The organism is Roseateles sp. GW823-FHT07B05, from assembly GCF_058794515.1.
The window spans coordinates 19,458-32,968 of the sequence record NZ_JBXAGX010000012.1; the positions used below are offsets into that span (position 1 = coordinate 19,458).

A 13,511-nucleotide genomic window follows, 5' to 3' on the forward strand; every position below is an offset into this window, starting at 1 on the left:
ACCCATGTTCCGATTCATTGGCATCGGCTGGACGCCTGCGAGCGCTTGGCAGTCCGAAAAGGCAGCACACATCAGCCAGGGGCTGTGCGGCGACGCACGCTGGCAGCCGGCGCTGCGTCTTCCCGGACTGCACGTGTTCACGACCGGGCAGCAGACAGGCATCAACGGCGTTCATCCGCTACCGGCCAGCCGCGGCGTGGTGCTGGGGCGCGTGTTCCGACGCCGGGCGTCCGCGTTTCGTGCCGCCGACCCCTTCGCCTTCTCGGCACAGGAGTCCGACGAGATCATCCGCAGCGAGGGGCGAAGCCTGGTGGAGCAGTACTGGGGCCGCTACGTCGCCTTCCTGCCGTCGTGGGATGGCGCGGGACGGGTGCTGCGCGATCCTTCCGGCACGCTGCCCTGCTTCCAGGTGGAGGACGGCGGGGTGAGCGTCGTGTTCTCTTGGCTGGAAGACTGGCTGGCATTTGATCGCGAAGCCCGGCTCGACGTGAGCTGGGAGGCGATCGCGTTCCAGCTGCTGCTGGGACAGCCTGGTGGAGCGGAAACCGCGTTGGAGGGCGTGACCCAGGTTCTGCCTGGCCAACTCACCCGGCTCGGGGTGTCCCCTCAGGCGCCGGAGCGCCTTTGGAACCCGGTCGCGATTGCCAGTCCCGCCAGCGATCCCGATCCGGCCCAGGCTGCCAGGGATCTGCACAACACCGTGGCGATGTGCGTGCAGGCGTGGGGCGCGACCTACGAACGCATCCTGCTCAGGCTGTCGGGCGGCGTGGACTCGGCCATCCTGCTGAGTTCACTGTGTCGCAGCCGCTCGCCAGACACCGTGACCTGCATCAACTACCACTCCAGAGGCGCCAGCAGCGACGAGCGGTCCTATGCACGTCTGGCAGCTCAGCTCGCCGGGACGACGCTCATCGAGCAGGAGCGCGACAGCCGCTTTCGTCTCGAGACAGTGCTCGATGTCGCGCGGACGCCGGCGCCCGGTTGCTACCTCGGCCGGATGGGGACCGGGCGACTGGACATCGACGCCGCCCGACTCAGCGGCGCCAACGCGATGTTCACCGGCTCAGGCGGCGACCAGCTGTTCTATGAGCTTCGCAGCACGTGGCCCGCGAGCGACTCGCTGAAGCGGCACGGACTGGGGCGTCGGTTCATGAGCGCCACGCTGGATGCCGCGCACCTGGGGCGCGTGTCGTTCTGGGCGGCGCTGCGGCGAGCCTTCGCGGACCGTTCGTTCGCGGGCGATCCGCTGGCTGGCCTGGGGCGATACGTGACGCTCGCCAGCCGCGACTCGATCGACCACGGAACAAGGCACGCCCACAGGTTCATCCATCCGCTTCTCTATGCGGCCTCCAGCCTGCCGATCGGCAAGTACCACCACCTGGCGGAACTCATCACGGCGCCCGAGTACTTCGATCCCTATCTGCGCGAGGCGTCACCGGAAGTGGTGGCGCCGCTGCGATCTCAGCCACTGATGGAGCTCTGCCTCGCGTTGCCGACGTACACACTGACCCGCGGTGGGCGGGGGCGTGCGCTGGCCCGGCACGCGTTCTCGGCAGACATCCCTGCCGAGATCGCGAACCGGCAATCCAAGGGCAGCATCGACGAGCACGTCAATCAGGTACTCCAGCGCCATGTGCCACTGGCGCGGGAACTGCTGCTCGAAGGGCGTCTGGCCGGCCGGGGGCTGCTGGATAGGCAGCGGGTCGAAGCAGCGATGTCGGGGGCAGCGTCGGCCACGGACACGTATGCCAGCGAGATTCACAACTGCATCGCCATCGAAGCCTGGCTGCAGCGGATGGCCGCGACGCCCGTGAACTGAGCGACGCCCCGGTATGTCGCCCCTGCACACCCTGTGGGCCGTGCTGCGCCTGCTCGGCGAGGAAGCCGACCGCCGCGTGCGAGCCTGCTTCTTCGCCGCGCTGGCGATGGTGGCCCTCGGTGGCACGCTGGCCGCCTTGTCGCCATTGGCGCTCAAGCACCTCGTGGACGCGCTGGGCCAGCCAGCATCGCAGACCGAAGAGCGCGCCTGGCTGGCAAGTGCAGCAGCCTATCTGCTGATGGTGAGTGGCGGCCGCATCGTCGCCGATGTCCGGCCGCTGTTCGCGGGCTACGTCGATCAGCGTCTGCAGGCAGCGCTGAGGCGCCGCTTCTTCAGCCAGGTGATGCAACTGCCCTTGTCCTACCTTCTGCAGCGACGGGCAGGCGCGCTGATCCACGGCCTGGACCTGGGCACCGCGGGATGCCAGTCCATCGTGAACCACCTGGGCAGCAGCCTCGTGCCGGCCTGCATCGAGCTGGTGGCGATGATCATCGTGCTGTCAGGCCTGGGGCAGCCGCCGCTGGTCTGGCTGTTCGTGTGCACCGCATTGGCCTACGCGGCCATCTTCTGCACCGGTGCCGTTCGCCTGGCCAGGCGGGCAGTGAGCGTGTCGTCGGCGAGCCTGGCGGTCTACGCCCACCTCAACGAGGGCGTCACCCATGTCGAGACATTGCGCTGCTTCACCGCGGAAGGGCAGGCACAAACGGCACTGCACGATGCGGACTCGGCGCTGGTTGCTCGGTGGATGGGATTCCATCGCCTGAACGTGCTTGTCTCGCTGACGATCTCCCTGGTCTTCACGCTGTCGCTGGGGGGCTGCCTCTGGCTCTGCACCACGGCCGCGGTCAACGGCCAGATGACCACCGGCGGCATCGTGCTCGCCAGCGTCTACATGCTGCAGATGGTGCGCCCCCTGGAAGTCCTGGGGTCCGCGGCCCGCGACCTCTCGCGGGCGCTGAGCTTCACACGTCCCCTGATCGACCTGCTCGCCGAACCTCTGGAGCCACAGGGACGCTCCACGCATCCCGCCCTGACTGAACCATGCATGGACATCACCTGTGCCCCATCCATCCGCCTTGACGATGTCCACTTCGGCTATGCCCCCGGCCGGCCGGTGCTGCGCGGGCTGAACCTGGAGATCAAGGGCGGATGCACCACCGGCGTCGTCGGTCCCAGCGGATCCGGCAAGTCCTCGCTTGCCCGCCTGCTGCTGCGCCTGCATTCGCCGCAGGCCGGCACCGTCCTGCTGGGCGGCCGCCCCATCGACGAGTTGACCAACGCCGAGCTGCGGTCCTGCATCGGACTCGTGCCGCAGGACGCCGCGCTGCTGCACGGCACCATCGCGAGCAATGTCACGCTGGGATCGCCCAGAGCCAGCCCGGACGATGTCCAGGTCGCCTTGCGCGATGCGCAGCTGGACCATCTCGTTCAAACCTTGCCCTCGGGCAATGAAACGCGTGTGGGCGATCGCGGCATCACACTGTCTGGCGGTGAGCGGCAACGAGTCGCGATTGCGCGCGCCCTGGTGAGGCGCCCCGCCATCTATGTGCTGGACGAGCCGACCTCGATGCTCGACGGCAGGACCGAAGCGGCCGTCATGCAACGCCTGCGACAGCTGACAGCCGGATGCACGACCTTGGTCATCGCGCACCGGCTGTCCACCGTGATGCATGCCGACCAGATCGTCGTGCTGGACCAGGGTCGCGTGGTGGCGCAAGGCCGCCACGCCGACCTGCTGGCCGCAGGCGGGCTCTACGCGCAGCTCTGGCGCGAGCAGACGAGCGGCCCCTCATGACAGTCCTGCGCGGCGTGCCGTGGGGGGCCAGCTGCAGCGCGGCTTGCGGTCGTGCGTGCGCTTCAGGTCGGCCATCTGGTCCCAGGCTTCGTACTGGGCCTTCAGGGAGGCTGAGGTCTCCAGCGCAAACACCGGGTTCTGGCGCTTCTGGCCGGCCAACCAGAAGCTGAACCAGTCCACATTGCCTTGCAACGAGATCATGCGCTCGCTCGGCCGGAAGAGGGCGTGGACGCCGTCCGGGATCAGGACCATCTCCACCGGCTTGAGCTGGCGGCGCAACAGGGCGTAGGTATCCCAGTTGTTCTTGACCGTCTGACCGTAGCTCTCGATGCGCAGCGCGGCCCTGACGCAATCGGTATGCAGGGAAGGATCGTGGGCCACCCAGGTCGAGCGCGTCGGGCCATACGGCAGGCCTCGGTTGACCGCCTCCTTGTGCTGCCAGGTGGAGTCGGCGAAGCCGTACGTCAGCGTGTACGAGAACAGCGAGTTCTCATCGCCGTCGGCAATGGTCGCAGCACGGATCGGCGCGTCCGAGAACGTCACCAGATTCAGCACACGCTCGCCCGTGGCACTCCAGCCGATGATGCCCACACGCGCCGGATCCACGCGCCCTTCCCGCACCAGCGCGCTGATGGCACCCTTCACACCGGCATCGAACAGGCGCCGCATGCGCCAGTCGTCCGTGAACGGTTCCCCGACCGGTCGTTGCCGCATGGCCAGCACCAGCATGCCCTCTCGAAGGAATGCGCGACCGGCGAAGGCGCTGCTGAACCCGGTTTCCCGGTTGGGACCGTCGAGATAGAACCGGTCAGGCGCGAACCCATAAGTCTGGATGACCAGGGGGAGCCGCCGGGCGCCTTGCAGGCCACTGGGCACCATGAGGCCGCCTTGCCATTGCCGTCCCTGCGCGTCGCGCCAGTTGTAGGGCTGCATGACGCCCCAGCTCTTGGCGTCGAACTGCGGATTCAACGTGGTCAGGCGCAGCGTGCGCGACGTCGCGGAGGTCGCCACGACGTCGGGCGGCTCGTTCAGGGACTCGGACACCTTCAGCGTCCACGCCGGGCGCTGGTCCGGCGGCAGGCCAGGCTCGACCTCTTGCCAGCCGCCTTCAGCCAGGCGCTTGAACTGGCGCCGCTTGCCGCTGTCCACGACCGCGAAGCCGTCCGACAGCGGGATGGCTTCGTCAAGCCGTCCGCGCAGCACGGCAATGGCGGTCCATCGCCCGGTGTCAGGCCAGTACTCGATCACATGGGACGCAACCGACATCTGTTGTCCGGGGATCTGGGGAAGATGGGTCCCGGCCAGCACGACGGAGTTGCCACCGCCCTGCCAGAGGCGGTCCGTCCGGTCCTGTCCGCCCATCGGCAAGGCGTCGTCCGGCGCGTCGACGACGGACTGCTCCCGCCCGTCGTCCAGCCGCCAGGCCACCATGCGCCTGGCCTTGAAGACACGTGGCCCGGAGAAGTAGCGCAACGGATCGACCCGCTGACCTGGACCGTACTTCTGCATCACCTCGGCCAGCATCGGGTACTGACGCGCCCAGCCCTGCGTGCGCTCCGGCTCATAGCGCGGCAACAGCGCCCAGCGGCCGTCCGGCGAGATGCTTGCCTGCGGACGTGCGCCATTGCCTTCGACGAAAGCCTCGCCCAGCGCCCGCGGGGGCTGCGTGGCGTTGCCGTCGGTCACGAAGAAGCGGTACTTGCGGATCTGTGCGCTGAGCTGCTGCTGGCCGAACTTCACGCTCCAGAATGACTGGTTGCCCACCACGATGCTGCGCGCGCCGTCCTTCAGCGGCGGATTCGGCACCTGGACCGCGTAGACCAGCCTGCGCATGTCCTTCGCGGCGGCGAACGAGACGATGGGCTGCGTGTCGTGGGTCAGCTGGACCAGCTCCCGTGTCGGCAGGTGCAGCCGGTAGACCTGGAACAGGGGGCCTTTGAATCGCGCCAGGAAGATGAGGTTGAGCTCATCCCACCACCGCACGTCCTGGATGGCGGGGAACGGGCTCGCCCCGTCGTCGCTGACATCGGTCGCCAGCACCGTCTCCGGGCTGGCGACACGGCCGTCTGCCAGCCGGTCCGGCGCCACGTGCAGCAGCTGGATCTCGTAGCGATTGCGGTCCGTGGCCACATCGGCCTTGCGCGTGACGATGAAGGCGCGCGTGCCGTCGGGTGACACCTGCTGCCGTAGCGCCTCGTCGCTGTGGTTGTCGGGCTGAAGAATCTGCCGGAACTCGACGAGCTCGCGAACGGTCGGACCGGTGGCGGTCTGGCCGAATGCCGGAGAAAGGGGGGCACATGCCAGGGCGCATGCCACCTGGAAGAAGAGAAAACGCATAGGGAAAAGGTCATGCGGCGGCCCACCCCGCGTTGTTGCGCGGGGCAGACCACCTGGGGGAAGGGAAAGACGGCCTCGCGCCGGACTACCAGTCGATGGAGACGCGCAGGCTCAGGTATCGACCACGCCAGTCAGCCTGCGTGTAGTCGTAGTAGGGGGTACTGTCCAGGAACTGCGGTGCACGATCGGCGAGATTCGCAACGCTCAGGCCGACGGTCGCGGCCTTGACGTCGGACACCAGTCCGGGCCACACCTTCTTGAGGTTCATGCTGGCCCCGAAGTCGTGCAGCCAGTAGTCGCCCAGAGGCCTGGCCTTGGTTCCGGAATCCCGGTAGCGGCCAAGATAGCGACTGGTCAGCCCGGCGCTCCAGGCGCCGGTGTCCAGGCCCAGCGACAGCCGGCCCTTCCACCGGGGCGCCCAGAAGTCATCGAACCGCCTGCCAAGCCGGTCATCGACCAGGGCGCCGGGCGCCAGCAGCACGCGGTACTCGCTGGTGCGGGTCGCTCCCGCCCCCACGGTCCAGCGTCCTGCAGCCGTGCGCCAGCCGTAGGCAGCGTCCACGTCGGTACCGGCCGTATCCAGGCGGCCGAAGTTGACGTCGGTGTACCGCACGCTGGTCACGACACCCGGCTGGCCATTCACGCCAGGGGCACGTGTCACGAAGCCGGGGAACAGCGCCTCGTAATCCAGCGCCGACTGCGGCCGCAGCGAAGCGATCATGCCGCGGATGCTCACCTGCCAGTGCGTTGCGCTGAGCCGCGTGCCCAACCCGCCCTCGGGCTCCCAGACGGCGCCGACGCTGCGCGCGGTACCGCGCTCCGGCCCGAGGTCCTGATTCGTCGAGCTCACGACGGTGCCAGCGGTGATGGGCACACCGCCTCGGGCCGGGTCCACGAGCTGCATGCTCGCCGCGTCAAACACCGTCTCGGTGACGTTCATCTGAGGCATCGTCGGCGGCTTGAACGAGTCCGCGGACGACGCCCGGATCAGCAGCGTCCGTGTGGGGCGCACCTCCAGGCCGGCCTGGTAGGTGCTGGCGCTGCCGAAATCGTTGTAGCGGTCACGACGCCCCGCCAGCGTCAGCGCCGTCAGGTCCCAGCCGCCGCTGCCCGCAGGGCCCGCACGAAGCAGCGGTGCACGCAGCTCACCGTAGGCCGCGGCGCTGCGCCGGTACTCGTGGCTCTGCGCCCCCACGGTGGCCGCCACCTGGAACCGGTCATGCGCCACCTCGGCACCGACGATGGCCTCCACGGGGCCGGCCGGCAGCTCGACCAGCGTGCCGCGGACATGGCCGCCCAGTTGGTCCTTGCGGCCGCTGCTCTCGCGCAGCCGGTCGGACCAGATGCCACGCAGCACGGCGTCGCTCGCGGCACGCCCACCGGTGAACAGGTTGAGGGCGGCTTCAGGTGAAGCCGACGCCAGAGCGGCCGTCCGCGCCGGCGTGTTGCGCGTGTAGTTCCACGTTTGCGACGTCGCTCGGTCGCTCACCGTAGACGCGGTCAGCTCCGCGTCCCAGCCGGCGCCCAACTCGCCGCGCAGGCCGAGCAGCACGCGTGTGAACTGGGTCTGCCGTGAGAAACCCTGCGTACCGTTCTCCGGGCCCAGCGCCGCGGTCACACGCACGTCCACGCCAAACGGATTGAACGCGTTGGTTGCCGGCACCAGCACGTTCGTGAACAACAGGCCCAGGTCCTCGGCCCGCATGCGCTCCTTGGCGAGGGTCCCTTCAGCGAAGGCGGACCAGCTGCCCGCCAGGCGATGTTCCGCGAGCGCATGCAGGCCCAGCGTTTCAAACCCATGGACGAGCGCCACGCCGCCGCCGGTCGCATACACATTGCACAGGTTGCGCATACCCGCGGTCGACTGGAAGTCGGACACGCTCAGCGTCTGGCCAGGCTTGGCGTCGGGGATGGCTGCAAAGCTGGCATTGAGCCCGGGCAGGTTCGTGCCATTCGCAGAACTCACGGTGCCCGGTGCGCAGTAGTCCAGCCGCTCATCGGTGCCACCGACGCGCCGGTAGTCCGCGTCCCGCAGGAACGGGCGATCCGACAGGGACAGCGGCGAGGAGCGGCTGTAGGAGGCCATGGCCAGGTAGCTGGCCTCCGCACTGTGGCGGCCCGCCGCCACGGCCACGCTGCCATCACTGAAGCTGCGGCCCGAGCCCAGCTTGGCCGACACCGACAAGCCATCCAGCGACTTCTTCAGGATGACGTTGACGACGCCCGCGAGCGCATCCCCACCGTACACCGCCGAGGATCCCATCGGCACGACTTCCACCCTCTCCACGGCCGCCATCGGGATCAGATTGAGGTTGAAGAAGTTGCCCGACGACGATCCGACCGCCTGCACGCGACGACCGTTGATCAGCACCAGCGTCGAACCCAGCGGCAAGCCGCGCAGCTGCACCGTGCCCTGGCCCAGCGTGCCCGCGAAGCCGCCCTCACCCGACGACATCGACACCTCGGTCAGCGCGGACAGGAAGCGCTCCAGGTTGGGCTGGCCGCTTCTCTCGATGTCCTGGCGCGTATAGACGTTCACCGGCGCGGGGCCCTCGGCTTCGATGCGCTTGAGCCGCGACCCCGTGACCTCGACACGGGTGAGCTCCTCGGTTCGAGGCCGCTCTTCGTTGTGGAACGAGGGCTCGTTGGCCGCCTTCGCCCCGTCACCATCCCGCGTCAGTGCCGCGCTGGACGGCGTGCTGCGGGCGCCGCTCGTCGCAAGCAACGACGCGCCGCTGCTCGCCGACCCCGCGGGTGGCGTCGCCGACGTGGGCCCGGGCTTCACCAGCACGGCGCCGTCTACCAGCTGCTCAGCCGTGAGGCCTGTTCCCTTGAGCGCGGCAGTGATTGCCTCGATCGGGGACAGTCGGCCGGACACGGGCTTGGCCACGCGGCCCGCCACGGTCCCCGGCTCGAACAGCACGGAGGTATTGGTCTGACGCGCAATGGCACGGAGCGCCTCGGCCAGGCCTTGTGACGGCTGCTCGATCACATAGCGCACCGCCTGTGGAGGCTCTGCCGCGCCAGCGAGGGCGGTGCCAAAGCACAGGAACAGACAGGTGCCGAGTTGCAGCACCCCCTGCCGACGAAGGTAAGGGCCCTTGGATTTGCGTCTCATCTGATGTCCTTGTTGTGCTGTCGGGTTGACAACAAGATGACGACTCAGTCGAGGGCCTCTAGGCCAGGGGTTGCCCTACTGCGATTTCGCGAGGGCCAAACGTCCAGGCTCGTTGCTCACGCGAAGTCCATGCAGGCGTGCGACCGCATTGGCAAACCCGGCGTTGTCTCCGGTGCGGTACAGCCCGCTCACGCGCAAGTTCGATTGCGCCAGTCCGTCGACCAGCACGATGGGGGTTCGGCTGTAACGGTTCATCTCCGCCACGGCATCCGCCAAGGTTGTCGCATCAAAAACTGCCTCGCTGCGCTGCCAGGCGGTGACCTCCTCGACGTTGGGGTGGTCCATCCTGGATGTCACGGCAGCAACGCTGCCGGCGCGCTCCAGCCGCAGTCGCTCGCCCGCCTTCATCGTGATGAGCTTGTCCGGCGCGAGGGCGCCCTCGATGCCCTCGACTACCGGGCGCACATTGACCTGCCCTTCGATGAGCGTGACAGCCAGCTTGCCCTGCGTGCCTGCAGCATCGCGGCCGTAGCGCACCGAGAATGCGGTCCCCACGGCGACGACCTCGCTGCCCGCAGCACGGACGACGAACGGCCTGGCCACATCCTTGGCGACCTCGAAGAGCGCCTCGCCATGTCGCACGGTCACCGTTCGCTGGCGGTTGTCGAAGCTCACCTGGACCTGTGTATCGGTGTTCAGCCTCATACGCGACCCGTCATCCAGCGTGAGCACGCGCTGCTCACCCACGTCCGTGTCGAAGAGACCCGCCTGCCACCACCGCTGGCCCGCCACAAGACAGGTGGCAACCACACCTGTGATCGCGGCACCGACGATCCAGCGGTGGGGGGAGGAGCTGCCTGCGGCCCAGCGACTGGACTTCTGCGCCGCCATCGTCTCGTAGGCGCTCGACAACTTGATCCTGCCCACGTCGATCCAGACATCCGTGCACTTCTCGAAAGCCTCCCGATGCATCTCCGACTGGGCTTGCCATGCGCGGAAGTCGTTCTCCATCTGTGGTGAACGCTCTGGCCCATGCAGCCGAGTTACCCACACGGCAGCTTCCGCCGCGACGGCACGTGTCACCTTGGGCCGACGCTCAGAGCCATCCGCTGAGCCGGCGCGTGGCCGGTCCATGTCTACCACCCCTCCATCCAGCTCGCGACCGCCAGCACCGCCTTGGCGATGTGCCACTCGACGCCGCTGCGCGTCATCCCGAACTCCTTGGCGATCTCGTTGTAGGTCATGCCGTCCAGCTTACTGGCCAGGAAGATGGCACGCGTCTTCTCATTCATTTCGGAAAGGCATTCGTTCAGCCTGGCCATGCGCTCACGTGCAAGCACCACGTCATCGGCCGCGGGTGCGCTGTCGAAGATGAGCGCTTCTTCTGGCTGTACTTCTTCGCCGCGCCTGGCAGAGGCCCGATGAGCATCGACCGACAGGTTCAGTGCCGCCCGCATCAGGAAGGCCTCGGGTTCTTTCACGGTATGTTTGCTTTGGAAACACGCGAGATGGATCCAGGCGTCATGCATGATGTCGTCGGCGTCTTCCGATCGGCCGCGCCGCCTCAGCGCAGACCTGATCCGGGAGAATACGCTGGGTAGGTCGTTGAGCATGGCAATGCCCTTCACGCTGTCGTCACTACACCTGCTGCGGCCAGCGCATCGCCTCCAGGCCCACACCGCGCGTGGGACATGAGCGCCTTGCTGCCGGAAGCACCCCACAACCTGCAGGCCGTCGCAGGCCAGCCGACGAACTCAAGTGCTGCATCGCCATCGATGGAGCAGTCATCGGACTGAATTGCTCGGGTCAACACTGCATGCATGACTGCGGCCCCCTTTGCCTGCTGCGCGGACAAGCTCGTGCAGATCCGCATGAAGCGCGTTTTGGTCAGATCGTGCCAGCGCGCCAAGGCCGGACGGCAACCGCTCGATTTTTTTCCCAATGCTGAGGATGGCAACATCCCCAGTTCTAACGGTGCAGCTGTAGGGTCGTCCGCCTGTGCCGCGGCGCGCGGCACCCCTGAACGCAGAGGCGCCCCATGAAACTTCGAATCGCCGTTTGGGGAATCACTGACTGAAGAAACCTGCGGGAGGCATCCACGAGACCGGCGCACGCGCCAACCCGCCACCATTTTCACGACGCGCGGCAAGCACCTGCTCACCTGCACCGTCGAGGATCACCTCACCACGACCAATAGCCAAGGGCAAGTTGTGAGGGGGCGCTATGTGGCGAGCCACCTCTTCTGCGGCCAGAAGGTGCTGGACGACGATATGGTGGCCACCACAATTGCCCGGGGTTGGTCTCTATGCCGACTTCGGCAGCGGCCGACGCGGGGTGCTATGCATTGCGCATCACCAAACCGTCCCCGCCCCATGACCACTCTGATCGCCCGCCAACAGTTCACCATCGACCGCATCATCACTCTGCACGAAGGCCCTGTTCGTAGGGGCTGGTCGCTGGCGTTCTCCAGCATCAAGCGCCCACACGCTCGCGCATGACGAAGGTAGGCTACAGCGCCGCCGAGGCCAGGGCCAGCGTTCAGGACTGCGTGGACAGGGCACGGCTGGATGTGCTCGCGCGAGGCAGCAACCCGGCGCTGGAGCTCTGCTGAAGCGAGCTGTGAGTACCTACTGGGCCATGCGACAGGTTTCCCTGCGGTACAGGCCCGGCGGCCCTTTGGCCGCGTTCTCACCCTGCCTTAGTCGCTGCTTTGACAACGCTCCACAGCGATATTTCGTTGCCATAGCAACGATTTGCCCTAGTATGCCGGCAACATGAACCTGAAACACCGCTCCGTGAACAGCCAGCGGCCCACCCCAGTGCTGGTGGAGGCTGCGTTGGCACGCATGGGAAACCGGCTCAAGCTCGCTCGCAAGCTGCGGGGCCACACGCAGGAGGAACTGGCCATGCTGGCAGATGTTTCCTTGTCGACGCTGCGCGCGCTCGAAGCCGGCGCCGACGGCGTTGCATTGGGGAACGTGCTCAAGGTGTTCCAGGCGCTGGGACTTCTGGCCCAGGTGGATCAGTTGCTCGACCTCCGCGCAGACCCCCAGGCGGCCGCGTTCGCCGAGCGCAAGCTCACGGGGCTCTGATGGCACAGACACCAGTGTGGACCTGGCTGCCCGACACCGCCGAGCCGGTGCTTGCGGGCACCCTCATATCAGGCGCCGGCCACGGCCGCTTCGTCTATGCGCCTGACTACCTGGAGCGGCCACTTGCCCTACCGCTCGACCCTGTGGAGCTGCGCCTGAACCGCTCCGCTCGGGGCATTGCCTTGCTCGGCGGCGACGGCCTTCCAGGCGTGCTGCGCGACGCCAAGCCGGCCGGCTACGGCGAGGACCGGCTGCGTGCCCGGCACGGTGGTGATGAACTCGGGGCGCTCGACCTGCTTGAGCTGGGCGTCCCGGACGGTGTGGGGGCGGTGGAGGCCTGCCACGACCTGGGCCGCAAGCTGGCCTGGCGGCCGAAGCGCCTTCACGACCTTCAAGGCTTGGCCGAGGACCTGGAGGTCCACGAGCCGTCCAGCAGGGCCCTGCGCCGCCTCAACGACGATCTCGACACCAGCGCAGGGGGCGACAGGCCCAAGGCCACGCTGAAGCACGAGGGGCGGCTCTGGCTGGTGAAGATGCAGGCCCGCGGCGACCGGCCCGCTCTGCCGGCGCGCGAATTCGTCACCATGACGCTGGCCGGCCAGGTCGGGGTCCACGCGGCACCGGTGCGCCTGCACACGTTCGGCGCTCACCAGGTGCTCATGGTCGAGCGCTTTGACCGGACCGGCGATCCAGACCAGCCCACACGCAAGCTCTACGCAAGCGCCCACACAGCGCTGCGGCTGCGCATGGACTCGGTGCGCGGCGACCCGGAACGTTCTTACCTTAACCTAGCCGACAAGCTCCGCACTTGGGTCCGCGTGGGCCCGGCTGGGCTGCAGGGCCGCATCGGCGACGAACTGGCAGAGCTGTGGCGGCGGATAGCCTTCAACGCGCTGGTCGGTAACACCGACGACCACCACCTGAACACCGGGTTCCTGTGCAGCGGCGTCGCAGATGGCAAGCCGGTGTGGGGACTCTCCCCCGCCTTCGACATCACGCCCAACTCCACCACCGCCTTCCCGGATGGCCCTCCCCTGGCCATGGCCACAGGCGTTGACGGACTCAGCGGCACCAGCTTGCCTCGCCTCATCGAGGCCGGCGTCCGCCTGGGCCTAGACCCCGCCGACGCGACCGCCTGGCTGGCCAACGCAGCGAGCGCGGTCGCCGAGGCCTGGGAGCGCCTGCTTCGCGAGTCGGCACGCCCCGTCATGCCGGATCAGGAAGCCGAAGATCGGCTGATCTCGTCGACGCGGCCATCGTTCGCCTATGCAGAGCAACTGGCGATGCGGTTGCGCTGAACGAGCAGACCACCGGCGAGCGGAGCGGCAGCGATGGGGGACCGCGTGGACA

Annotated in this window: 9 protein-coding genes; 5 read left to right on the top strand and 4 right to left on the bottom strand. The window is 67.8% G+C overall.

Going from position 1 to position 13,511, the window contains the following annotated elements; translation table 11 throughout:
- The first annotated feature begins 4 nt into the window (after window positions 1-4).
- Window positions 5-1,819: an asparagine synthase-related protein gene (locus AC1Q7O_RS21535; RefSeq protein ID WP_492660586.1), complete on the top strand. Its 1,815-nt coding sequence runs from the start codon at window positions 5-7 to the stop codon at window positions 1,817-1,819.
- Window positions 1,820-1,832: 13 nt separating this feature from the next.
- Window positions 1,833-3,614 (top strand): ABC transporter ATP-binding protein, encoded by a 1,782-nt coding sequence (locus AC1Q7O_RS21540; protein ID WP_492660585.1) that lies wholly within the window; start codon window positions 1,833-1,835, stop codon window positions 3,612-3,614.
- On the opposite strand, the gene AC1Q7O_RS21545 is transcribed toward AC1Q7O_RS21540, so the two are convergent.
- The 4 genes from AC1Q7O_RS21545 to AC1Q7O_RS21560 all read right to left on the bottom strand — a co-directional run bounded on the left by AC1Q7O_RS21545 (window position 3,609) and on the right by AC1Q7O_RS21560 (window position 10,697).
- Complete coding sequence (locus AC1Q7O_RS21545; RefSeq protein WP_492660584.1) at window positions 3,609-5,951, bottom strand: hypothetical protein; 2,343 nt, start codon at window positions 5,949-5,951, stop codon at window positions 3,609-3,611. The two genes, AC1Q7O_RS21540 and AC1Q7O_RS21545, sit on opposite strands and share 6 nt — an antisense overlap.
- Window positions 5,952-6,036: 85 nt before the next feature.
- Window positions 6,037-9,069 carry a TonB-dependent receptor gene (locus tag AC1Q7O_RS21550; protein WP_492660583.1) on the bottom strand — a complete coding sequence of 1,011 codons (3,033 nt, stop codon included), beginning with the start codon at window positions 9,067-9,069 and terminating at the stop codon, window positions 6,037-6,039.
- Between the two features lie 75 nt (window positions 9,070-9,144).
- Window positions 9,145-10,203 (bottom strand): FecR family protein, encoded by a 1,059-nt coding sequence (locus AC1Q7O_RS21555; RefSeq protein ID WP_492660582.1) that lies wholly within the window; start codon window positions 10,201-10,203, stop codon window positions 9,145-9,147.
- A 2-nt stretch (window positions 10,204-10,205) separates the two neighbouring features.
- Window positions 10,206-10,697 carry an RNA polymerase sigma factor gene (locus AC1Q7O_RS21560; RefSeq protein WP_492660581.1) on the bottom strand — a complete coding sequence of 164 codons (492 nt, stop codon included), beginning with the start codon at window positions 10,695-10,697 and terminating at the stop codon, window positions 10,206-10,208.
- Window positions 10,698-11,441: 744 nt separating this feature from the next.
- Between AC1Q7O_RS21560 and AC1Q7O_RS21565 the strand changes: the two genes are divergently transcribed.
- From AC1Q7O_RS21565 to AC1Q7O_RS21575, 3 genes are all read left to right on the top strand, one after another.
- Window positions 11,442-11,567: a hypothetical protein gene (locus tag AC1Q7O_RS21565; RefSeq protein WP_492660580.1), complete on the top strand. Its 126-nt coding sequence runs from the start codon at window positions 11,442-11,444 to the stop codon at window positions 11,565-11,567.
- 276 nt (window positions 11,568-11,843) lie between these two features.
- On the top strand, window positions 11,844-12,161 hold the full coding sequence (locus AC1Q7O_RS21570; RefSeq protein ID WP_492660579.1) for a helix-turn-helix transcriptional regulator: 318 nt from the start codon (window positions 11,844-11,846) through the stop codon (window positions 12,159-12,161).
- The gene (locus tag AC1Q7O_RS21575) at window positions 12,161-13,459 is read left to right on the top strand and encodes a type II toxin-antitoxin system HipA family toxin (protein ID WP_492662738.1); all 1,299 of its coding nucleotides are present in this window, start codon (window positions 12,161-12,163) and stop codon (window positions 13,457-13,459) included. Before AC1Q7O_RS21570 ends, AC1Q7O_RS21575 begins: the two co-directional genes overlap by 1 nt.
- Window positions 13,460-13,511: the final 52 nt, after the last annotated feature.

Bases quoted from the DNA above. Each gene is read 5' to 3' on its own strand.
- AC1Q7O_RS21540 (WP_492660585.1), top strand. From the start codon at position 1,833: ATGTCGCCCCTGCACACCCTGTGGGCCGTGCTGCGCCTGCTCGGCGAG.
- AC1Q7O_RS21575 (WP_492662738.1), top strand. From the start codon at position 12,161: ATGGCACAGACACCAGTGTGGACCTGGCTGCCCGACACCGCCGAGCCG.
- AC1Q7O_RS21555 (WP_492660582.1), bottom strand. From the start codon at position 10,203: ATGGACCGGCCACGCGCCGGCTCAGCGGATGGCTCTGAGCGTCGGCCC.
- AC1Q7O_RS21550 (WP_492660583.1), bottom strand. From the start codon at position 9,069: ATGAGACGCAAATCCAAGGGCCCTTACCTTCGTCGGCAGGGGGTGCTG.
- AC1Q7O_RS21570 (WP_492660579.1), top strand. From the start codon at position 11,844: ATGAACCTGAAACACCGCTCCGTGAACAGCCAGCGGCCCACCCCAGTG.
- AC1Q7O_RS21535 (WP_492660586.1), top strand. From the start codon at position 5: ATGTTCCGATTCATTGGCATCGGCTGGACGCCTGCGAGCGCTTGGCAG.
- AC1Q7O_RS21565 (WP_492660580.1), top strand. From the start codon at position 11,442: ATGACCACTCTGATCGCCCGCCAACAGTTCACCATCGACCGCATCATC.
- AC1Q7O_RS21545 (WP_492660584.1), bottom strand. From the start codon at position 5,951: ATGCGTTTTCTCTTCTTCCAGGTGGCATGCGCCCTGGCATGTGCCCCC.